At 60.8% G+C, this 19772-nt stretch carries 25 protein-coding genes; 10 read left to right on the forward strand and 15 right to left on the reverse strand.

Translation table 11 applies throughout. The features are described from left to right. Positions 1 to 126: 126 nt before the first annotated feature. Positions 127 to 321 carry a hypothetical protein gene (locus ATI02_RS17710; RefSeq protein WP_095186980.1) on the reverse strand — a complete coding sequence of 65 codons (195 nt, stop codon included), beginning with the start codon at positions 319 to 321 and terminating at the stop codon, positions 127 to 129. Here ATI02_RS17710 and ftsY point away from each other — a divergent pair. The 4 genes from ftsY to rpoH all read left to right on the forward strand — a co-directional run bounded on the left by ftsY (position 320) and on the right by rpoH (position 4471). After that, positions 320 to 1810, forward strand: a complete 1491-nt coding sequence (gene ftsY / locus ATI02_RS17715) for a signal recognition particle-docking protein FtsY (RefSeq protein ID WP_095186981.1) — start codon at positions 320 to 322, stop codon at positions 1808 to 1810. The genes ATI02_RS17710 and ftsY overlap by 2 nt on opposite strands. Then, entirely contained in the window at positions 1807 to 2478 is a 672-nt protein-coding gene (ftsE, locus tag ATI02_RS17720) for a cell division ATP-binding protein FtsE (protein ID WP_008065082.1), read from the forward strand. The genes ftsY and ftsE overlap by 4 nt, the downstream gene beginning before the upstream one ends. After that, positions 2475 to 3500 carry a permease-like cell division protein FtsX gene (ftsX, locus tag ATI02_RS17725; RefSeq protein WP_100846935.1) on the forward strand — a complete coding sequence of 342 codons (1026 nt, stop codon included), beginning with the start codon at positions 2475 to 2477 and terminating at the stop codon, positions 3498 to 3500. Before ftsE ends, ftsX begins: the two co-directional genes overlap by 4 nt. A 116-nt stretch (positions 3501 to 3616) precedes the next feature. After that, positions 3617 to 4471, forward strand: a complete 855-nt coding sequence (rpoH, locus tag ATI02_RS17730; protein ID WP_003229146.1) for an RNA polymerase sigma factor RpoH — start codon at positions 3617 to 3619, stop codon at positions 4469 to 4471. 199 nt (positions 4472 to 4670) lie between these two features. Here rpoH and mtgA read toward each other — a convergent pair whose 3' ends face one another. Next, entirely contained in the window at positions 4671 to 5393 is a 723-nt protein-coding gene (mtgA, locus tag ATI02_RS17735; RefSeq protein WP_100846936.1) for a monofunctional biosynthetic peptidoglycan transglycosylase, read from the reverse strand. A gap of 74 nt (positions 5394 to 5467) precedes the next feature. Between mtgA and ATI02_RS17740 the strand changes: the two genes are divergently transcribed. The 4 genes from ATI02_RS17740 (at position 5468) to trmB (ending at position 7720) form a co-directional block, all read left to right on the forward strand. Then, a complete protein-coding gene (locus tag ATI02_RS17740; RefSeq protein ID WP_095186984.1) occupies positions 5468 to 5839 on the forward strand; it encodes a DUF423 domain-containing protein in 372 nt (123 codons plus the stop codon). 90 nt (positions 5840 to 5929) lie between these two features. Then, the gene (thiS, locus tag ATI02_RS17745; protein WP_167394879.1) at positions 5930 to 6130 is read left to right on the forward strand and encodes a sulfur carrier protein ThiS; all 201 of its coding nucleotides are present in this window, start codon (positions 5930 to 5932) and stop codon (positions 6128 to 6130) included. Positions 6131 to 6190: 60 nt separating this feature from the next. Beyond that, complete coding sequence (locus ATI02_RS17750) at positions 6191 to 6985, forward strand: thiazole synthase (protein ID WP_047297148.1); 795 nt, start codon at positions 6191 to 6193, stop codon at positions 6983 to 6985. Positions 6986 to 6994: 9 nt separating this feature from the next. Next, a complete protein-coding gene (trmB, locus tag ATI02_RS17755) occupies positions 6995 to 7720 on the forward strand; it encodes a tRNA (guanosine(46)-N7)-methyltransferase TrmB (protein ID WP_100846937.1) in 726 nt (241 codons plus the stop codon). Between the two features lie 131 nt (positions 7721 to 7851). On the opposite strand, the gene ATI02_RS17765 is transcribed toward trmB, so the two are convergent. The 10 genes from ATI02_RS17765 to ATI02_RS17810 all read right to left on the reverse strand — a co-directional run bounded on the left by ATI02_RS17765 (position 7852) and on the right by ATI02_RS17810 (position 14838). Further along, complete coding sequence (locus ATI02_RS17765; protein ID WP_095186985.1) at positions 7852 to 8175, reverse strand: DUF3392 domain-containing protein; 324 nt, start codon at positions 8173 to 8175, stop codon at positions 7852 to 7854. A gap of 35 nt (positions 8176 to 8210) precedes the next feature. Next, positions 8211 to 9416: a radical SAM family heme chaperone HemW gene (gene hemW / locus ATI02_RS17770; protein ID WP_100846938.1), complete on the reverse strand. Its 1206-nt coding sequence runs from the start codon at positions 9414 to 9416 to the stop codon at positions 8211 to 8213. Beyond that, positions 9413 to 10009: an RdgB/HAM1 family non-canonical purine NTP pyrophosphatase gene (gene rdgB / locus ATI02_RS17775; RefSeq protein ID WP_095186987.1), complete on the reverse strand. Its 597-nt coding sequence runs from the start codon at positions 10007 to 10009 to the stop codon at positions 9413 to 9415. The genes hemW and rdgB overlap by 4 nt, the downstream gene beginning before the upstream one ends. Further along, positions 10006 to 10440 carry a DUF4426 domain-containing protein gene (locus ATI02_RS17780; protein ID WP_100846939.1) on the reverse strand — a complete coding sequence of 145 codons (435 nt, stop codon included), beginning with the start codon at positions 10438 to 10440 and terminating at the stop codon, positions 10006 to 10008. Before ATI02_RS17780 ends, rdgB begins: the two co-directional genes overlap by 4 nt. Before the next feature lie 25 nt (positions 10441 to 10465). Then, positions 10466 to 11086 carry a methionine biosynthesis protein MetW gene (gene metW, locus ATI02_RS17785; protein ID WP_095186989.1) on the reverse strand — a complete coding sequence of 207 codons (621 nt, stop codon included), beginning with the start codon at positions 11084 to 11086 and terminating at the stop codon, positions 10466 to 10468. A 7-nt stretch (positions 11087 to 11093) separates the two neighbouring features. After that, complete coding sequence (metX, locus tag ATI02_RS17790; RefSeq protein WP_100846940.1) at positions 11094 to 12233, reverse strand: homoserine O-succinyltransferase MetX; 1140 nt, start codon at positions 12231 to 12233, stop codon at positions 11094 to 11096. A gap of 185 nt (positions 12234 to 12418) precedes the next feature. Next, entirely contained in the window at positions 12419 to 12712 is a 294-nt protein-coding gene (locus tag ATI02_RS17795; protein WP_095186991.1) for a DUF167 domain-containing protein, read from the reverse strand. Beyond that, entirely contained in the window at positions 12709 to 13299 is a 591-nt protein-coding gene (locus ATI02_RS17800) for a YggT family protein (RefSeq protein ID WP_095186992.1), read from the reverse strand. Before ATI02_RS17800 ends, ATI02_RS17795 begins: the two co-directional genes overlap by 4 nt. Before the next feature lie 10 nt (positions 13300 to 13309). Then, entirely contained in the window at positions 13310 to 14128 is an 819-nt protein-coding gene (proC, locus tag ATI02_RS17805; RefSeq protein WP_100846941.1) for a pyrroline-5-carboxylate reductase, read from the reverse strand. Positions 14129 to 14151: 23 nt separating this feature from the next. After that, complete coding sequence (locus ATI02_RS17810; RefSeq protein WP_100846942.1) at positions 14152 to 14838, reverse strand: YggS family pyridoxal phosphate-dependent enzyme; 687 nt, start codon at positions 14836 to 14838, stop codon at positions 14152 to 14154. 56 nt (positions 14839 to 14894) lie between these two features. Here ATI02_RS17810 and ATI02_RS17815 point away from each other — a divergent pair, with 56 nt between their 5' ends. Beyond that, positions 14895 to 15929: a type IV pilus twitching motility protein PilT gene (locus ATI02_RS17815; protein WP_007953348.1), complete on the forward strand. Its 1035-nt coding sequence runs from the start codon at positions 14895 to 14897 to the stop codon at positions 15927 to 15929. Between the two features lie 143 nt (positions 15930 to 16072). Here ATI02_RS17815 and ATI02_RS17820 read toward each other — a convergent pair whose 3' ends face one another. After that, on the reverse strand, positions 16073 to 16696 hold the full coding sequence (locus ATI02_RS17820) for a C40 family peptidase (RefSeq protein WP_095186995.1): 624 nt from the start codon (positions 16694 to 16696) through the stop codon (positions 16073 to 16075). 248 nt (positions 16697 to 16944) lie between these two features. On the opposite strand from ATI02_RS17820, the gene ATI02_RS17825 reads away from it, so the two are divergent. After that, positions 16945 to 17379: an NINE protein gene (locus tag ATI02_RS17825; RefSeq protein ID WP_100846943.1), complete on the forward strand. Its 435-nt coding sequence runs from the start codon at positions 16945 to 16947 to the stop codon at positions 17377 to 17379. 93 nt (positions 17380 to 17472) lie between these two features. On the opposite strand, the gene ATI02_RS17830 is transcribed toward ATI02_RS17825, so the two are convergent. Both ATI02_RS17830 and ATI02_RS17835 read right to left on the reverse strand, forming a co-directional pair. Beyond that, positions 17473 to 18744, reverse strand: coding sequence for a dihydroorotase (locus tag ATI02_RS17830; RefSeq protein WP_100846944.1), 1272 nt, complete (start codon positions 18742 to 18744; stop codon positions 17473 to 17475). Continuing rightward, complete coding sequence (locus tag ATI02_RS17835; protein ID WP_007913665.1) at positions 18741 to 19745, reverse strand: aspartate carbamoyltransferase catalytic subunit; 1005 nt, start codon at positions 19743 to 19745, stop codon at positions 18741 to 18743. The genes ATI02_RS17830 and ATI02_RS17835 overlap by 4 nt, the downstream gene beginning before the upstream one ends. Positions 19746 to 19772 lie beyond the last annotated feature (27 nt).

Below are 19772 nucleotides of genomic sequence, written 5' to 3' on the forward strand. Positions count from 1 at the left end.
GCTTGGTCTTAGCGTCGGCGGGCGAGAGGGTGCTAGGATACTGATCCGTTTTACTGGCGGCCACGCCTATCAGGCCTCTGATCGCTCGATAGGTTGTATGGGTTTCCGGCAGAAGCTTTGAGTTTGTCAGCTAAACTCTGCGTTTTCGCCGACGATGCCGTTCCAGTCCTTCGTAATAATCGACCTTTGAGGTGTCCTTGGCGCCTCGACAAAATGTTGCGCGTGAACAAGCTGGATGAAACACAGTCTGTTCTGCATCGAATATTTATTTGCCGGGGCGCCCTTATGGCGCGTCGCTACCGTGAGATAGCCGTCCTCCATGTTTGGTTCCAACGACGACAAGAAGACCCCAGCTGCGGCTGGCGAGAAGAAAAGCCTGTTCGGATGGCTGCGTAAGAAACCGCAGGAACCCGTCGTCGAACAGCCGCCCGCGATTCCTGAACCGGCCCCGGCGCCGGCTCCGGTAATAGAAGAAGAGCCGGCACCGATCGTTCTGCCGATTGCCGAGCCGGTGCTGCAACCGGCGGCCGAGCTTAAGCCTGAGCCGGAAGTGGTTGCCGAGTTGCCACTGACCCCGGTTGCAGAGCCGTGGCTGACCTTACCGGTGGCTGAAGAGCCGGTGGCACTGGTGGAAGAGGCCGCACCCCATGTGACGCCGCCAATTCCTGCGCCTGCCGCGTTTGTTCCCGAGGTCGCTCCGGCGCCGGTGGTTGAACCGGTTGTCGAGCCTGCGCCGGTTGCTCCAGAGCCGGTTGCCCCGGTTTTCGTTGCGCCGGTCGTTCAACAACCTGAGCCAGCACCCGTCGTCGTTGCGCCGGTTGTGCCGGTTGAAGTGCCAGTCGAGACGCCTGTCGAAGCCCCGCGCACCGAGGAAACCAAAGCCGGTTTCTTCGCCCGCCTCAAGCAAGGCCTGTCGAAAACCAGCGCCAGCATCGGCGAGGGCATGGCCAGCCTGTTCCTCGGCCGCAAAACCATCGACGACGACTTGCTCGACGACCTCGAAACCCGTCTGCTGACCGCCGACGTAGGCGTCGAAGCCACCACGCAGATCATCCAGCGCCTGACCCAGAAGGTCGCTCGCAAGGAGCTGGCCGACGCCGACGCGTTGTACAAATCCCTGCAGGCCGAGCTGGCTGCGATGCTCAAACCGGTCGAGCAGCCGCTGAAAATCGTTTCGCAGAACAAACCGTTCGTGATCCTCGTGGTCGGCGTCAACGGCGCCGGCAAGACCACCACCATCGGCAAACTGGCGAAGAAGCTGCAACTGGAAGGCAAGAAAGTCATGCTCGCCGCCGGTGACACCTTCCGCGCCGCCGCTGTGGAGCAATTGCAGGTCTGGGGTGAACGCAACAAGATTCCTGTGATCGCCCAGCACACCGGCGCCGATTCGGCTTCGGTGATCTTCGACGCCGTGCAAGCCGCCAAGGCCCGTGGCATCGACGTGCTGATCGCCGACACCGCCGGTCGTCTGCACACCAAAGACAACCTGATGGAAGAACTGAAAAAGGTTCGCCGGGTAATCGGTAAGCTCGACGCCGACGCGCCGCACGAAGTGCTGCTGGTGCTCGACGCTGGCACCGGCCAGAACGCCATCAACCAGGCCAAGCAATTCAACCAGACCGTCGAACTGACCGGCCTGGCGCTGACCAAGCTCGACGGTACCGCCAAGGGTGGGGTGATTTTCGCCCTGGCCAAGCAGTTCGGTCTGCCGATCCGCTACATCGGCGTCGGTGAAGGCATCGACGATTTGCGTACCTTTGAAGCCGAACCCTTTGTCCAGGCATTGTTTGCCGAGCGGGAGCGTTCATGATTCGTTTCGAACAGGTCGGTAAACGCTACCCGAACGGTCACGTCGGCTTGCATGAGCTGAGCTTTCGAGTCCGTCGTGGCGAGTTCTTGTTTGTCACCGGCCATTCCGGCGCCGGTAAATCCACGCTGTTGCGCCTGTTGCTGGCAATGGAACGTCCGACCAGCGGCAAGCTGCTGCTGGCCGGGCAAGACCTGAGCACCATCAGCAACGCACAGATTCCGTTCCTGCGTCGGCAGATCGGCGTGGTGTTCCAGAATCACCAGTTGCTGTTCGATCGCACGGTGTTCAACAACGTCGCGTTGCCGCTGCAGATTCTCGGGCTGTCCAAGGCCGAGATCGCCAAGCGTGTGGACTCGGCGCTGGAGCGCGTGGCGCTGTCGGATAAAACCGATCTGTACCCGGGCGACCTGTCCACCGGTCAGCAACAACGCGTCGGCATTGCCCGCGCCATCGTTCACCGCCCGGCCTTGCTGCTGGCGGACGAACCGACCGGTAACCTCGACCCGCGCCTGGCGGCCGAGATCATGGGCGTGTTCGAAGACATCAACCGGCTGGGCACCAGCGTGCTGATCGCCAGTCACGACCTGGCACTGATCGCGCGCATGCGTCACCGCATGCTGACCTTGCAACGCGGTCGATTGATCGGCGACGGGGAGGCAGGCGAATGAGTGCGACACGCAGTCCGAAGGTTTCCGAGCGCGTGGCCCCCAAGGCCGCCGATCCGCAACCGGCGAAGAAGAAAAAACATGACGATGATGACGGGCCGGACTTCGCCACGCTGTTCCGCGCCTGGGTCGAAAGCCATCGCGCCAGCCTGCTCGACAGCCTGCGTCGTCTGGGCAAACAGCCAATCGGCAGCTTTTTCACCTGCATGGTGATGGCTGTGGCGCTGAGCCTGCCGATGGGCTTGTCGCTGCTGCTCAACAACGTCGAACGTCTGGGCGGTTCGTGGCAGCGTGCGGCGCAGATTTCGCTGTATCTGCAACTCGATGCCAGCCCAGCGCAGGGCGAGGCGTTGCGCGAGCAGATCAAAGGCATGCCTGGCGTAGCTGATGCCGAATATGTCGGCCGCGATCAGGCGTTGGAAGAGTTCCAGCAGCAGTCCGGCTTGGGCGAAGCCCTGCGCGAGTTGCCGGAAAACCCGTTGCCGGGCGTAGTGCTGGTCACGCCGAACGAAGTTGACAAGTCGACCCTGGAAGCATTAAGACAAAAACTTTCCGAGCTGCCCAAGGTACAACAGGCGCAACTTGATCTAGTCTGGGTCGAGCGTCTGGCTGCCATCCTCAAGCTTGGTGATCGTTTTGTCTTCGGTCTGACGGTGCTGCTGGTTTCTGCATTACTTTTGGTGATAGGCAATACCATTCGTCTTCATATTGAAAACCGCCGCACCGAGATAGAAGTGATTAAACTCGTCGGCGGCACTGACAGCTATGTGCGTCGCCCTTTCCTTTATATGGGCGCGTTGTATGGCTTCGGTGCGGGACTGTTGTCCTGGGGCGTATTGGCGTTCGGCCTGAACTGGCTGAACGATGCGGTGGTTGGACTGGCCGGCTTGTACGGCAGTGATTTCGCGCTGGCCGGAGTGCCAGTTGCCGACGGTCTGTCGCTCTTGCTTGGCGCGGTGCTGTTGGGTTATATCGGTGCATGGATTGCAGTCGCACGTCATCTCAGGGAGCTGGCGCCGAAGTAGAATCTTTTTTGCGCGTGATTGGCCTTGCGGTTTTTTTGGGAACTTGTACTTGAGTTTCCGGTCAATTTTTCGCAGTGCCGAAAGGCGCGAGTTATGTAAGTGGGAGGTTTTTTCGTATGACCAATTCTTTGCAACCTGCGTACGCGTTGGTTCCGGGTGCGAACCTGGAAGCCTATGTGCACACCGTGAACAGCATTCCATTGCTGACCCCGGAGCAGGAGCGTGAACTGGCCGAGAGTCTCTACTATGAGCAGGATTTGGGGGCGGCTCGGCAGATGGTGCTCGCCCACCTGCGTTTTGTCGTACACATTGCCCGTAGCTATTCCGGCTACGGTCTGGCTCAGGCTGACCTGATCCAGGAAGGTAACGTCGGCCTGATGAAGGCTGTAAAGCGCTTCAACCCGGAAATGGGTGTGCGTCTGGTGTCGTTCGCCGTGCACTGGATCAAGGCGGAAATTCACGAGTTCATCCTGCGCAACTGGCGCATTGTGAAAGTCGCGACCACCAAGGCCCAGCGCAAGCTGTTCTTCAACCTGCGCAGCCAGAAGAAACGTCTGGCGTGGCTGAACAACGAAGAAGTCCACCGTGTGGCGGAAAGCCTCGGCGTCGAACCGCGGGAAGTGCGCGAGATGGAAAGTCGCCTGACCGGCCATGACATGGCCTTCGACCCGGCTGCGGAAGCGGACGACGACAGCGCTTTCCAGTCGCCGGCCAACTATCTGGAAGACCACCGGTACGACCCGGCGCGTCAACTGGAAGATGCCGACTGGAGCGACAACTCCAACCATAACCTGCATGAAGCACTGGAAGTGCTGGACGAACGCAGCCGTGACATCCTCTACCAGCGTTGGCTGGCAGAAGAAAAAGCCACGCTGCACGACCTGGCGCAGAAGTACAACGTGTCGGCCGAGCGTATTCGTCAGCTCGAGAAGAGCGCGATGAACAAACTCAAGTTGTCGATTGCCGCATAACCGGTATTTCGGCAATAAAAAACGCCCCGATCAGCGATGATCGGGGCGTTTTCATTTGTGCGGACATGCTGGCCCCTGTGGGAGCGAGCCTGCTCGCGAAAGCGGTGTGTCAGTTTGCATTGATGTTTCTGGTACACCGCTTTCGCGAGCAGGCTGGCTCCCACATGGGATTTTCAGGATTTGGAAGATTGGTGACTGGCTATCGAGCCCAAGGTGCCCGGCGCGAATCATTGAGCCCGAGCAGATAACTGGTCCCACCCAACTGACTCATCTGCTGGCGAATCCACCCGGCCCGCCGCGACACATAAGCCGTCGGATGGCTGGCGCTCCAGACCCGAGGATTCGGCAGAACAGCGGCCAGATAACTCGCCTGCTGCCGCGACAACGACTTCGCGCTCACACCAAAGTGATGCCGCGCCGCCGCCTCGGCGCCAAATACCCCGTCATCCCACTCGACGCTGTTCAGGTACACCTCGAGAATCCGCTGCTTGGGCCAGAACACCTCGATCAGCGCGGTAAACCAAGCCTCCAGGCCTTTGCGCAGATAGCTACGACCGGCCCAAAGAAACAGGTTCTTCGACACTTGCTGGCTCAGCGTACTGGCGCCGCGAATCGAGCCGCCGAGTTCATTGTGGGCCAGCGCGGCCTGAATGGCGCTGAAATCAAAGCCCCAATGCTCTGGAAACTTCTGATCCTCACCGGCCATGACGGCCACCTTGAGATCATCGGAAATCTCGTCCCAGGGCTTCCAGCTGCGCTGCAGGTCGATCGGCTCGCCGTCGACCCAGGATTCGACCTTGCGCTCGACCATCAGCGCCGTGCCCGGCGGCGGCACGAAGCGAAACAACAGGACCAGCAAAACGCTGCCGCCCGCGAACCAGAGCAGGGCCTTCGTGAGACGACGGAAAATTGAACGCAGCATAGAGATGGCTTGGCCGAACCCGTGGAGCGGGCCATTATACAGACCCTGCCGATCGAGTCTGACTGGAGTTCCACATGCTGCGTGGCTTTCTGATGCTGGCCGCTTTCTTTGGTTTTACCGGGGTTGCATTGGGTGCATTCGCCGCCCATGGCCTGAAAAACCGTCTGACGCCGGAGTATCTGGCGATTTTCCACACGGGCGTCACCTATCAACTGGTGCACACGCTGGCGTTGTTTGGCGTTGCACTGCTGGCTACGCAGATTCAGGGGCGGCTCGTCACATGGGCTGGCGTCTCCTTCACCGTCGGCATCCTGCTGTTCTCCGGCAGTCTCTACGTACTGACCACCACCGGCATCAGCAAGCTAGGCATCATTACCCCGTTCGGTGGCCTGGCCTTCCTGATCGGCTGGCTGTGCCTGGGGCTTGCCGCCTGGCGGCTGAGCTGACCGGGTAGTCCATTTCACGATGAATGGCTTGGGTCGCCCCGTCTGATCGGGCTAGAATGCCAGCCCCTAAAAATGATGGCGGCCTTGCGCATGCGCATTCAGTTGAACGGCGAATCCCTTGAACTGCCCGACGGTGAAACCGTTGCGGCCCTGCTGACCCGTCTGGATCTGACCGGACGCCGGGTAGCAGTCGAACTCAATCTGGATATCGTCCCGCGCAGCCAGCATGCCGACACCACGCTCAACGACGGCGACAACGTCGAAGTGGTACACGCCATCGGCGGCGGCTAATTGCCCGGCCCGCAAGGGCACCGAATTCTGCAAGACCCTCACCCCTAAAGAGGATTCCCCATGAGCATCGTTCGTAGCGACAAGCCTTTTGTGCTGGCCGGTCGTACTTACCAGTCGCGTTTGCTGGTTGGTACCGGCAAGTACCGTGACATGGAAGAAACCCGCCAGGCCATCGAAGCCTCGGGTGCCGAAATCGTCACCTTCGCCGTGCGCCGCACCAACCTGGGCCAGATCGAAGGCGAGCCGAACCTGCTCGACGTACTGTCGCCGGATCGCTACACCTTCCTGCCGAACACCGCCGGTTGCTACGACGCCATCGAAGCCGTGCGCACCTGCCGCCTGGCCCGTGAGCTGCTCGACGGCCACAACCTGGTGAAGCTGGAAGTGCTGGCCGACCAGAAAACCCTGTTCCCCAACGTGATCGAAACCCTCAAGGCCGCTGAAACGCTGGTCAAGGAAGGTTTCGACGTGATGGTCTACACCAGCGATGACCCGATCATCGCCCGTCAACTGGCGGAAATTGGCTGCATCGCGGTGATGCCGCTGGCCGGTCTGATCGGTTCCGGTCTGGGGATCTGCAATCCGTACAACCTGCAGATCATCCTCGAAGAAGCCAAGATCCCGGTGCTGGTCGATGCCGGTGTTGGTACTGCTTCCGACGCCACCATCGCGATGGAGCTGGGTTGCGACGCCGTTCTGATGAACTCGGCCATCGCCCACGCCCAGCAGCCAGTGATGATGGCCCAAGCCATGCAACACGCGATCGTCGCAGGCCGTCTGGCCTACCTCGCCGGCCGCATGCCGAAAAAACTCTATGCCAGCGCCTCTTCGCCGCTGGATGGTCTGATCAAGTAAGAGCCATTGATGACTGAATCGAACGACACGCCTATCCAGACGGAAGAGGGCGACGAGCGCCAACGCCGCCGCATCAAGAGTTTCGTGATGCGCGCCGGGCGCATGACCGAAGGCCAGCAACGTGGTCTGGATCAGGGCGCGCCGCTGTACGTGCTGCCGCTGGCCGACGCGCCGGTGGATTACGATCAGGTGTTCGGCCGTTCGGCGCCGCGCTCGCTGGAGATCGGTTTCGGCATGGGCCACTCGCTGCTGGAAATGGCCGCGGCGGCACCGGAGCAGGATTTCATCGGCGTTGAAGTTCACCGTCCGGGTGTCGGCGCGCTGCTCAACGGTGTGCTGACTCAGGGCCTGACCAACCTGCGGGTTTACGATTGCGACGCGATCGAAGTGCTCAACCGCTGCATCGCCGACAACAGCCTCGATCGCCTGATGCTGTTCTTCCCGGATCCGTGGCACAAGAGCCGTCACCACAAGCGTCGCATCGTTCAGGCGTCGTTCGCTGAACTGGTGCGCAGCAAGTTGAAGGTCGGCGGCATTCTGCACATGGCCACCGACTGGGAACCGTATGCCGAATACATGCTGGAAGTGATGAACGTCGCCCCGGGCTACCGCAACCTCGCCGAAGACGGCAAGTGCGTCCCACGCCCGGCCGAACGCCCGATCACCAAGTTCGAACGCCGCGGCGAACGTCTTGGCCATGGCGTTTGGGACCTGAAGTTCGAAAAACTCGCTTAAGCATCACGCAACAAAACCTGTGGGAGCGAGCCTGCTCGCGAAAGCGGATGTTCATTCAACACTGATGTTGACTGACACACCGTATTCGCGAGCAGGCTCGCTCCCACAGTTGTTTTGGGGTGTTTGCGGAATCAGCGGCGGTCGGCGACTACGCCGATCAGCACCAGTACCACCAACAACACCGGTGCCAGACTGTAGTTGTTGAACTGGCTCAACCCCTTGATCACCCACGGTGTGGCGTAGATCAGCGCAGCGCCGCTGCCAATCATGCACAGCAGGGCCATCAGTGGCACGCGCAGGGCGCCGGCGATGCTGCCCAGGCGTTGCTCGACCCAGCCTTTGAAGTCGGCGCCGAACAGCACCAGCAGGCAGCCCACCAGCGCCAAGGCGATTTCCGAGAGGTTGCTGCGGCTCCAGCGGGAGACGGTGGCGAGCAGGTCGAGTATCAAATCCATGCGTTTTCCCTTGGGACAGAAGTTGAGGGTTGGGCTCAGTTCAGAAATTGTTGCAGCAAGTCGTTGAGGAACAGCTGTCCGCGCTCGGTGGCCGCCAGACGTGACGGTTCGACCTGCAACAGGCCGCTTTGTTCTGCCGCTGCCCGGCCTTCGGCGAGGCTTTCCAGCGACAGCCCGGTGCGCTGCGGATACAGGCGCGATTCGACGCCAGCGGTCAGGCGCAAGGCGTTCATCAGGAACTCGAACGGCATCTCATCGTTGGTCAGGGCTTTCTCGCCGGCCTGAAAGCATTTCGCCGGGTTGAGATAGTCCTTCGGCAGGCGCGTCTTCCAGGTGCGCACGATGCGCCCGTCCGGGTGGCTGAGCTTGCCGTGGGCGCCAGCGCCGATGCCGATGAAGTCGCCGAAACTCCAGTAATTGAGGTTATGCCGCGCCGGGCGTCCGGCCTGCGCATAAGCCGACACTTCGTATTGCGCGTAACCGTGCTCGGCCAGCAGCGCCTGCCCGGCCTCTTGAATGTCCCACAGCGTGTCGTCTTCCGGCAGCTCTGGCGGCTGGTTCCAGAACACCGTGTTCGGCTCCAGCGTCAGTTGATACCAGGAAATGTGCGTCGGCTTCAGTTCGATGGCCTGGCGCAAATCGCTCAAGGCATCGTCCAGCGACTGATCGGGCAAGCCGTGCATCAAGTCGAGGTTGAAGTTATCGAACCCGGCCTGACGCGCCATGCCGGCGGCGCGCACCGCTTCATCGCCGTTGTGGATGCGGCCGAGCGCTTTGAGCTTCTCCTGCTGGAAACTCTGGATACCGATCGACAGGCGATTGATCCCCAGCTTGCGGTACGCGACGAACTTCTCTTGCTCGAACGTGCCGGGATTGGCTTCCAGAGTGATTTCGATGTCGTGGGCAAATGGAATGCGCTGTTCGACGCCTTCCAGTAAACGCCCAAGGGCTTCGGCGCTGAACAGGCTCGGTGTGCCGCCACCGAAGAAAATCGAGCTGATTTCACGGCCATACACCGCGTGCAGATCCTGATCGAGATCGGCCAGCAACGCGTCGACGTATTCCTGCTCCGGCAGCACCGGGCTGGCGGTGTGCGAGTTGAAGTCGCAATACGGGCATTTGCGCACACACCACGGGATGTGGATGTACAGCGCCAGGGGCGGCAGGGTTGGTAGCGGCGCCCGAGGCGAAGAAGCGGCGCCGCCGATGATCAGCGACGACGCAGAGGGGCTGTCGGTCATTTCAGGCCCAGACGCTGGCGCAGCAGATCCATTGCGCGGGCGCGGTGGCTGATCTGGTTCTTGTCGGCCGGGCTCAGTTCAGCGCTGGATACGTCACGTTCCGGCACCCAGAACAGCGGGTCATAACCGAAACCGTGTTCGCCGCTGGCGGCGGTCAGGATGCGTCCGTGCCACAGGCCTTCGCAGAGGATCGGCAACGGATCATCGGCGTGACGGACCAGTGCCAGCACGCAGACGAATTGCGCGCCGCGTTCCGCTTCAGGCACGTCTTTGAGGGCGTCGAGCAGTTTGGCGTTGTTCGCTGCATCACCCTTGCCGTCGGCATAGCGCGCCGAGTAGATGCCCGGCGCACCGCCGAGGAAATCCACCGCCAGACCGGAGTCGTCGGCCAGCGCCGGCAGCCCGGAAATGCGTGCGGCGTTACGCGCCTTGAGGATCGCGTTCTCGACGAACGACAGGCCGGTTTCTTCCGGCTCGACCTTGCTCCATTCGCCGATCGAGCGCAGTTGCACCGAGTCGCCGAGCATGGCCTGGAGTTCTTTGAGTTTGCCGGCGTTATGGCTGGCCAGTACGAGTTGCTTGAGGTTCATCATTCGCCGGGAAAGAGTTCTTGGTTGAAATTGATGGTGTTGATCTTGTCACCGTTCTGCACCTTGATTTCAAAGGTGCGGGTTTCCTGCTGCTCCACCGGGTACTGGGCGATGTAGTAGATCGCACCTTGTTCGGTCACCTGGCGGAAATTCAGCGGTACGCTCTGGCTGGTCAGGTCTTTGACCGTGCCGGTAACGTTGGCGACCAATGGCTTGCCGTCCTTGATCACCGAGACATTGATCACGCCTTGGTGTTTGCTGCGGACAAGCTCTGCTGCCTTGGCGATGTCCGGGGTCAGAAACGTGGAATTGAAGGTGTTGTAGTGCACCGTCACGTCGCCGAAGGTTTCCTTGCGTTCGCCCTTGATGACGTCGGCCGCCATGGCGCTGACGCTCAGGCAGGCTGTGAATAACAACAACGCTAAACGACCCATGTTCGTCTCCTCGAAATGTCGTGGCTCAGACAGCGACCCGGTGATCTGCAAGCACCGGGCTGCTGACGCGGTAGATACCAATCTCACCTAACAGATTAGGCCATAGCTTACTGGCCCACCCGTGGCGGTGCTGTTGATCCACAGCAAGCCGATCAATGACCTTCGCATCACGTTCGCGGCAAAGTTCTTCAAAGTCTTCGAAGGTGCAGAAGTGGATGTTCGGCGTGTTGTACCAGGTGTACGGCAGAAACTCGGACACCGGCATGCGGCCCTTGCTCGCCAGGTACCAGCGGCAGCGCCAGTGACCGAAGTTGGGGAAGGTGATGATGCACTGCCGGCCAACGCGCAGCATTTCGTCGAGGATCTTGTCCGGGTAATGCACGGCTTGCAGGGCCTGGGTCATCACCACGATATCGAAACTGTTGCTGGCGAAGTTGCCCAGCCCTTTGTCCAGATCCTGCTCGATGACGTTGACGCCTTTGGCCACGCATTGAGCGATGTTGTCGGCGTCGTTTTCCAGGCCATAGCCGGTGACCTGCTTGTGGTCGCGCAGCCAGGTCAGCAACTCGCCGTCACCGCAACCCAGGTCGAGGACGCGGCTGCCGGCGGGGATCCATTCCTGGATGATTTCCAGATCAGCTCTCATGGCTTGCTCACACCGTAATTCGGTTCATGTAATTGCCGAACGCCTGCAAGTAGCGCGGGATCGGAATCAGGAAGGCGTCGTGGCCCTGTGGTGCGTCGATTTCCAGATAGCTGACGTCTTTGCGCGCCGCCATCAGTGCGTCTACGAGCTCCCGCGAACGGGCCGGGGAGAAGCGCCAGTCGGTGGTGAACGACATCACGCAGAACTTGGCCGTGGCATTCTCGAAGGTTTTCGCCAGGTTATCGTCGAAGTTCGCCGCCGGATCGAAGTAATCCAGCGCCTTGGTCATCAACAGATAGGTGTTGGCGTCGAAGCGTCCGGAGAACTCTTCGCCCTGATAACGCAGATAGCTTTCGACCTGGAACTCGACGCTGTGGAAGTCGTAGTTGAGCTTTTCGCTCTTCAGGCCACGGCCGAATTTCTCGCCCATGGAGTCGTCGGACAGGTAAGTGATGTGCCCGACCATCCGCGCCAGCATCAGGCCGCGTTTGGGGATCACACCGGCTTCCTGAAACGAACCACCGTGGAATTCCGGGTCGGTGAGGATCGCCTGGCGCGCCACTTCGTTGAAGGCGATGTTCTGCGCCGACAGCTTGGGCGCCGAGGCGATGGCCAGGCAGTGACGTACGCGATCCGGATAAGTGATGGTCCATTGCAGGGCCTGCATACCACCGAGGCTACCGCCGATCACCGCTGCCCACTGGCCGATGCCGAGCAGGTCGGCCAGACGCGCCTGGCTGTGTACCCAGTCTTCCACGGTGAGCACCGGGAAGTCGGCACCGAACGGTTTGCCGGTCTCAGGGTTGATGCTGCTCGGGCCAGTGGAGCCGTTGCAGCCGCCCAGATTATTCAGGCTGACCACGAAGAACTTGCTGGTGTCGATTGGCTTGCCGGGGCCGATGCAGCTGTCCCACCAACCGGGCTTGCGGTCGTCGGGGCTGTGATAGCCGGCGGCGTGGTGATGGCCGGACAAGGCGTGGCAGATCAGCACGGCGTTGTTCGCCTGTGCGTTGAGCGTGCCGTAGGTTTCGTAGATCAGGTCATAAGCGGGCAGCGAACGGCCACAGGCCAAGGCCAGAGGTTCGCTGAAGTGCGCCGTTTGCGGCGTCACCAGACCAACAGAATCGGGGGGAAAGGCAGCTGGCATCGACCCTGCTCTCGTTGAAATGAGGCGTAAGTCTAATGACCACGGGGGTTAGCAGCAAGCAACGATCGGGCCTGATGTGTTCGCTTCTGACCGAGGTGCAGCCATTCGCGAGCAAGCCCGCTCCCACAGGGGATCGCATTCCAATGTGGGAGCGGGGTTGCTCGCGAATGGGGCGACTCGGTGCTTCAGTTTGGGCGCACCAGGTCAGGCAAATCCGGCAACTTCTTCGGCGAGCAAATCTTCACCCGCTTCTGCCGGTTCAACTCGCCGCTGAGCAAACTGACCTGGCTCTTGGAAACCCCAAACGCCTTGGCCAGAAAACCCATCAGATAAGCATTGGCCTTGCCCTCGACCGGCGGCGCGGTCAGGCGAATCTTCAGACGATCACCGTGCAGCCCGCAGAAATCATCGCTACGGGCCGCAGGTTGCAGGTGACACTCCAGAATCAGGTCGTCACCGTCCCAACGAAACCAGCTCACATCAGCAGACGGAGGATTTCCGGCATCATCGTCATCGCCGCGAGGTTATTGATCACCAGCATGTCGATCAGCTTCAGCGCCAGAAACGCGAAGATCGGCGACAGATCCAGCCCGCCGAGGTTTGGCAGGAACTTACGGAACGGCGCCAGCGCCGGTTCGCAGATCTGGTTGACCAGCTCAGCGCCCGGATTGTGGCTGCCCGGGGCGACCCACGAGAGGATCACGCTGATGATCAGGGCGAAGAAGAAGATCTTCAGGAACAGCGCGGTCACGCCGATCAGCGACCAGATAAACAGTTGCAGCGGGTTACCGGTGGTGCCGTAAGTCAGCAGCAAGGTCAGCGCCATCAGCGCCAGTTGCACCAGAATCGCCAGCACCAGCGACGACATGTCCAGACCGAACATGCTCGGGATGATCCGGCGCAGTGGCTTGAGTAGCGGCTGAGTCGCTTTGACGATGAACTGGCAAAGCGGGTTGTAGAAGTTCGCCCGCACCAGTTGCAGGACGAAGCGCAGCAGCACGATCAGCAGATACAGGCTGCCGAGGGTTTGCAGCACGTAAACCGCTGCGGTGTTCAATCCAATCATGTAAGGCTCCTTATTTGCCCAGTTGTTCGGCCATTTCGGCCGAGCGGTGCGCGGCGGCGCCGAGTGCTTTTTCCACCAGGGCTTCGAAACCACCGGCCTGGAACGATTTGATTGCAGCTTCTGTAGTACCGGCCGGCGAGGTCACGCGGCGGCGCAGTTCGGCGGCATCGACATCACTGGATACCGCCATGTGCGCGGCGCCCAGAGCCGTTTGCAGGGTCAGTTGTTCGGCTGTTTCTTTCGGCAGGCCGAGTTTGACGCCAGCAGCGGTCATGGCTTCGATCAGCAGGAAGAAGTACGCAGGGCCGGAACCGGACACCGCAGTCACGGCGTCCAGTTGCTGTTCTTCGTCCAGCCACAGGGCGATGCCGACGGCGGACAGCAGCTCTTCGGCTTGCTGGCGTTGTTCGGCAGTCACTTCGCTCGTGGCGTACAAACCGCTCACGCCCTGACGCAGCAGCGCCGGGGTGTTCGGCATGCAGCGCACGATCGGCTGTTCGCCGAGCCATGCGGTCATGCTCGCACAAGTGATGCCGGCGGCAATCGATACCACCAGCTGATTCGGTTTCAAGCTCGGGCGAATCGCTTCGCACACGGCTTTCATCGCCTGTGGCTTGACCGCCAGCACGACGACGTCGACGCCATCGATAGCCTCGGCGTTATCGGCAAAGGTTTCGATGTCGTGTTCGGCACTGACTTTGGCGCGAGTTTCTTCGCCCGGATCGCTGGCGCGGATGTGCGCGGCTTCCAGACCCTTGGCCCGCAGGCCGCCGATCAGGCTGGCGGCCATGTTGCCGGCACCGATAAAGGCAATACGTGTGTTGCTCATGTCAGGTCCTTATCTGGAAAGTTTCAAGATTGGGAATAGTCGCGAGCGCCAAACAGGGCCGTACCGATACGAACCCAGGTGGCGCCTTGGGCAATGGCCGACTCGAGGTCGTGGCTCATGCCCATGGAAAGTGTGTCGAGCGGCAGATTCAGGCTGTCCTGCAAACGTTGCACAGCAGCAAATGCGGCGTCCTGTTCGGCGCGATCTTCGGTCGGCTCGGGAATTGCCATCAGCCCGCGCAGTTTCAGGCGCGGCAAGGCGTTGATGGCTTCGGCCAGGGCCGGCAGGTCGGCCGGGGTGCAGCCGGACTTGCTGGCTTCGCCGCTGACGTTGACCTGAATGCAGATATTCAGCGGCGGCATGTCGGCCGGGCGCTGTTCGGACAGGCGTTGGGCAATTTTCAGGCGATCCACGGAATGCACCCAGTCGAAATGCTCGGCAATGGCGCGAGTCTTGTTCGATTGAATGGGGCCGATGAAGTGCCAGATCAAGGGCAGGTCGGCCAGTTCGAGCTGTTTGCCCAAGGCTTCCTGCAGATAGTTCTCGCCAAAGTCGCGCAGGCCGGCGGCGTAGGCTTCACGCAGGGCTTCGGCGGGTTTGGTCTTGCTGACAGCCAGCAACTGCACGTTGTTTTCAGTGCGCCCGGCCGCTGCGGTGGCAGCCTGGATGCGCGAACTAACCAGTTGAATGTTGTCTGCTATCGTGGACATCAAGAGGCGCCGGCGGTCTGAAGGTTCGCGGCATTCTACTGGAATTGAGGAGCGCTATGGATATCACTGAATTGCTGGCCTTCAGCGCCAAACAGGGCGCTTCCGACCTGCACCTGTCGGCCGGTCTGCCGCCGATGATCCGCGTCGATGGCGATGTGCGGCGGATCAATCTGCCGGCGCTGGATCATAAGCAAGTGCACGAATTGATCTACGACATCATGAACGACACCCAGCGCGTCGACTTCGAGAAACATCTGGAAACCGACTTTTCCTTCGAGGTGCCGGGTGTGGCGCGGTTCCGGGTCAATGCCTTCAACCAGAACCGTGGCGCTGGCGCGGTATTCCGCACCATTCCATCGAAAGTGCTGAGCATGGAAGACCTCGCCATGGGCGACGTCTTTCGCAAGATCACCGACGCCCCACGCGGGCTGGTGCTGGTGACCGGGCCGACCGGTTCCGGAAAGTCGACCACGCTGGCGGCGATGATCGATTACCTCAACACCCATCGCCATCACCACATCCTGACTATCGAAGATCCGATCGAATTCGTTCACGAATCGCGCAAATGCCTGATCAACCAGCGCGAAGTCCACCGCGATACCCGCAGTTTCGCCACGGCGTTGCGTTCAGCGCTGCGGGAAGACCCGGATGTGATTCTGGTCGGCGAGATGCGTGATCTGGAAACCATTCGCCTGGCGCTCACCGCCGCCGAGACCGGGCATTTAGTGTTCGGCACGCTGCACACCACTTCAGCGGCGAAAACCATCGACCGGGTGGTGGACGTATTCCCCGGAGACGAGAAGTCGATGGTGCGTTCGATGCTGTCGGAGTCGTTGCTGGCGGTGGTCTCGCAGACGCTGATCAAGAAGATCGGCGGCGGGCGTGTGGCGGCGCACGAGATCATGCTGGGCACGTCGGCGATCCGTAACCTGATCCGCGAGGACAAGGTGGCGCAGATGTATTCGGCGATTCAGACGGGCGGGTCGCTGGGGATGCAGACACTGGACATGTGCCTGAAGGATCTGGTGACCAAAGGCTTGATCAGCCGCGAGCATGCGCGGGAGAAGGCGCGTACGCCGGATAATTTCTGAGAGAGGCTTGTGTTGCTTTCACTGGCCCCTTCGCGAGCAAGCCCGCTCCCACATTGGATCTGTGTCGTTCACAAATCAAATGTGGGAGCGGGCTTGCTCGCGAAGGGGCCAGTACTGCTTGAACAGATTCTGGATCAGTCAGCTCAGCGTTGAACTACGCGCATCTGCTTGCTGGCAGGCTCTTTCGGCAGCACCCGCTTGGCAACCACGTAATGTTTTTCCCAGTACGGTTTGTTCAACGTATCGATGCTCACCGACTTGCCACGACGCGGTGCGTGGATGAAACGGTCGTTGCCCAGGTAAATGGCAACGTGATTGACCCGACGGCTCTTGATGTTGAAGAAAATCAGATCGCCTGGCTTCAGATCCTTGCGATCGACTTTCTCGCCGTGGCCGCTGGCCATGGCATTGGAGGTGCGTGGCAGGTCAAACGTAGCGTCGTTGAACGCGTATTTCACCAGGCCGCTGCAGTCGAAACCTTTACTTGGGCTGCTGCCGCCCCAACGATAAGGTGTACCGAGCACATTCACCGCGCGGCTAAGGACATTGCTGCTTTCCTTGCTCGCCATTGGTGGCACCAGTTTGCTGTTGCCTTTGCTGCTCAGCGTGGTGACTTTGCTTTGCTTGCTTTTGCTCGATGGGGCAGAAGCATGGGATTTAGGGGTAAAGCCGTTAACGTTGGGAAGACGTTGCTCACGATTGGTGGCGTGGGCGGCCAGTGGCATTAATAGGCAAATAGTTAGCCATGTCTTGAAAAATGGTCGCATTAGGCGTGGCTCTTAAGTGATAGCGCGCAACTTTATAACAGCTTTTTTGTCCCTTCCGAGTCCGTTGGTCGATTGACTCTGGAGGCAACGGAACCAAATAAGCGGCAAATTGACGCGATTGTCTGACAGAAGTCCGGTGCTATAAGGCTTTGACGGAGCTCAGCCTAACATTTGCCATACGTCGGCTACCTGTAAAAAAGTCACAAAGAATTCAAGAATATTTATCTATCGAGTGAAACGAGGTCTTCATGAACAGCTATCAGCTACCCCGTGTGAAGGAAAAAGACACCCATAGCAAACTCATCGGTTACCTGCTGTGGATCTTCGGATTTACCGGCGCTCACCGCTTTTATTACGGCAAGCCAGTGACCGGGACGATCTGGTTTTTCACCTTCGGTTTGCTGGGGATTGGCTGGCTGATCGACTTGTTTCTGATCCCGGCAATGGATCGCGAAGCGGATCTGCGCTTTGCCGACGGGCCGATCGAGTACAACGTGGCGTGGATTCTGCTGACCTTTCTCGGCGCGCTCGGCGTGCACCGGATGTACCAAGGGAAATGGATCAGCGGGCTGATCTACCTGCTGACGGGCGGGTTGTTCTTTATTGGCGTGCTGTATGACTTCTGGACGCTGAACGATCAGGTGTCGGTGCGTAACGCCGAGAATCGCGGCGCCTTCCAGTAAGTCTTCGCGAGCAGGCTCGCTCCCACAGGGGATTTGTGTCGTTCACAGATCCAATGTGGGAGCGAGCCTGCTCGCGAATGGGGCCGCCCGGTATCAGGCCTGGTGGCTGATCCGCCCATCCACCAGGGTGTAACGAACCACACCCGGCAAACTGTGGCCGAGGAACGGGCAGTTCTCGCCCTTCGACAGCCAGCCTTCACCAGCCACGGTGGACGCTTTTGGATCGAACAGGACGATATCCGCCGCACCCCCCACCGCCAGTTTGCCCGCCGGCAGGCGCAGCGCCTCGGCCGGGCCAGCGCTCAGACGCGCCAGCAGCGTCGGCAGATCGAGCAAGCCATCCTCAACCAGCGTCATCGCCAGTGGCAGCAGCAGTTCAACACTGCTGATGCCCGGCTCGGTCGCGCCGAACGGCGCCAGTTTGGCGTCGCGCTCGTGGGGCTGGTGATGGCTGGAGATCGCTGAGACCACGCCGGACTTCACCGCTTCACGCAGGCCATCGCGATCCGCGCGGGTGCGTAGCGGCGGCTGGACATGATAGAGGCTGCTGAAGTCGATCAGCGCTTCATCGGTCAGGATCAGTTGATACAGCGCGACATCGGCGGTCACCTTCAAGCCACGCGCCTGAGCCTGAGCGATCAGGGCCACGCCGCGAGCACTGGTCAGTTGGCTAAAGTGCGCGCGTACGCCGGTCTGCTCGACCAGCAACAGGTCGCGGGCCAGCGCTACGGTTTCAGCGGTTTCCGGAATACCCGGCAGGCCGAGGAAACTGGCGACGGCGCCTTCATGGGCCAGGCCACCTTCGGCCAGATCGTGATCCTGCGAGTTGAAGATCACCGTCAGGTCGAACGTCGCCGCATAGTCCAATGCCCGGCACAGGGTGCGGGTGTTGCGGAAACTTTCCAGACCGTTGCCGAACGCCACGCAACCGGCGTCACGCAGCGCCACCAGTTCGGCCAGTTGCTCACCGTCCAGGCCTTTGCTCAGTGCGCCAATCGGGAACACCTTGGTGTTGCCGGCTTCGCGGGCGCGGTCGAGGATCAGTTCGGCCACGGCGGAGGTGTCGAGCACCGGTTTGGTTTGCGGCGGGCAGCACAGGCTGGTCACGCCGCCGGCCGCTGCAGCGCGAGTCTCGCTGGCAATCGAGCCTTTGCGGCTGTAACCCGGCTCGCGCAGGGCAACGTTCAGATCGACAAGGCCGGGAGCGGCCACCAGACCTGTGGCGTCGATGGTTTCGACTGCGCTGAAACCGGCCGGTGCCGCGCCGAGGGCGACGATCTTGCAGGCTTCAACGTGAATGTCGGTGATTTGATCCAGGCCGCTGCTGGGATCGATGACGCGGGCGCCGAGAATGCTGAGCTTCACTGGGCGTTCTCCTGCTCGAATTGACGTTGCGCTGTTTGCCCGCTCATGGCCATGGACAACACGGCCATACGAATCGCGATGCCGTAGGTGACCTGATTGAGGATCACCGAGTGCGGGCCGTCGGCCACAGCGGATTCGATCTCCACCCCCCGGTTGATCGGCCCCGGGTGCATGACGATGCAATCGGGTTTGGCCCCGGCCAGGCGCGCGGTGGTCAGGCCGAACAGGCGGTAGAACTCGCCTTCGCTCGGCAGCAGGCCGCCGGTCATGCGCTCACGTTGCAGACGCAGCATGATCACCACGTCGACGTCTTTGAGGCCTTCGGTCATGTCGGTGTAGACCTTCACGCCGTATTGCTCGATGCCGATCGGCAGCAGGGTTTTCGGCGCGATCACGCGGATGTCCGGGCAGCCGAGGGTTTTCAGCGCGAGCATGTTCGAGCGCGCGACCCGCGAGTGCAGGATATCGCCGACGATGGCCACCGAGAGGTTTTCGAAACCGCCCTTGTGCCGACGGATAGTCAGCATGTCGAGCATGCCCTGCGTCGGGTGCGCGTGACGGCCGTCGCCGCCGTTGATGATCGCCACTTGCGGGCAAACATGTTCGGCGATGAAGTGCGCGGCGCCGGAATCACCGTGGCGCACGACGAACATATCGGCGGCCATGGCTTCGAGGTTGCGCAGGGTGTCGAGCAGCGTTTCACCTTTACTCGCCGACGAGGTCGACACGTTCAGGGTGATTACGTCGGCCGACAGCCGCTGGGCCGCCAGTTCGAAGGTGGTGCGGGTGCGCGTGGAGTTTTCGAAGAACACGTTGCACACGGTCTTGCCGCGCAGCAATGGCACCTTCTTCACGGCCCGGGCACCGACTTCGAGGAATGAGTCGGCAGTGTCGAGGATTTCCGTCAGCAACTCGCGGCGCAGGCCGTCGAGCGAGAGGAAGTGGCGCAGCTGGCCCTGATCATTGAGCTGCAGCGGGCGCTTGGTATCTAGAGGCGTCATCGCGAGGGGGACTCTCAATAGGGCGGA

The organism is Pseudomonas baetica, assembly GCF_002813455.1.
GTDB classification, from domain to species: Bacteria; Pseudomonadota; Gammaproteobacteria; order Pseudomonadales; family Pseudomonadaceae; genus Aquipseudomonas; species Aquipseudomonas baetica.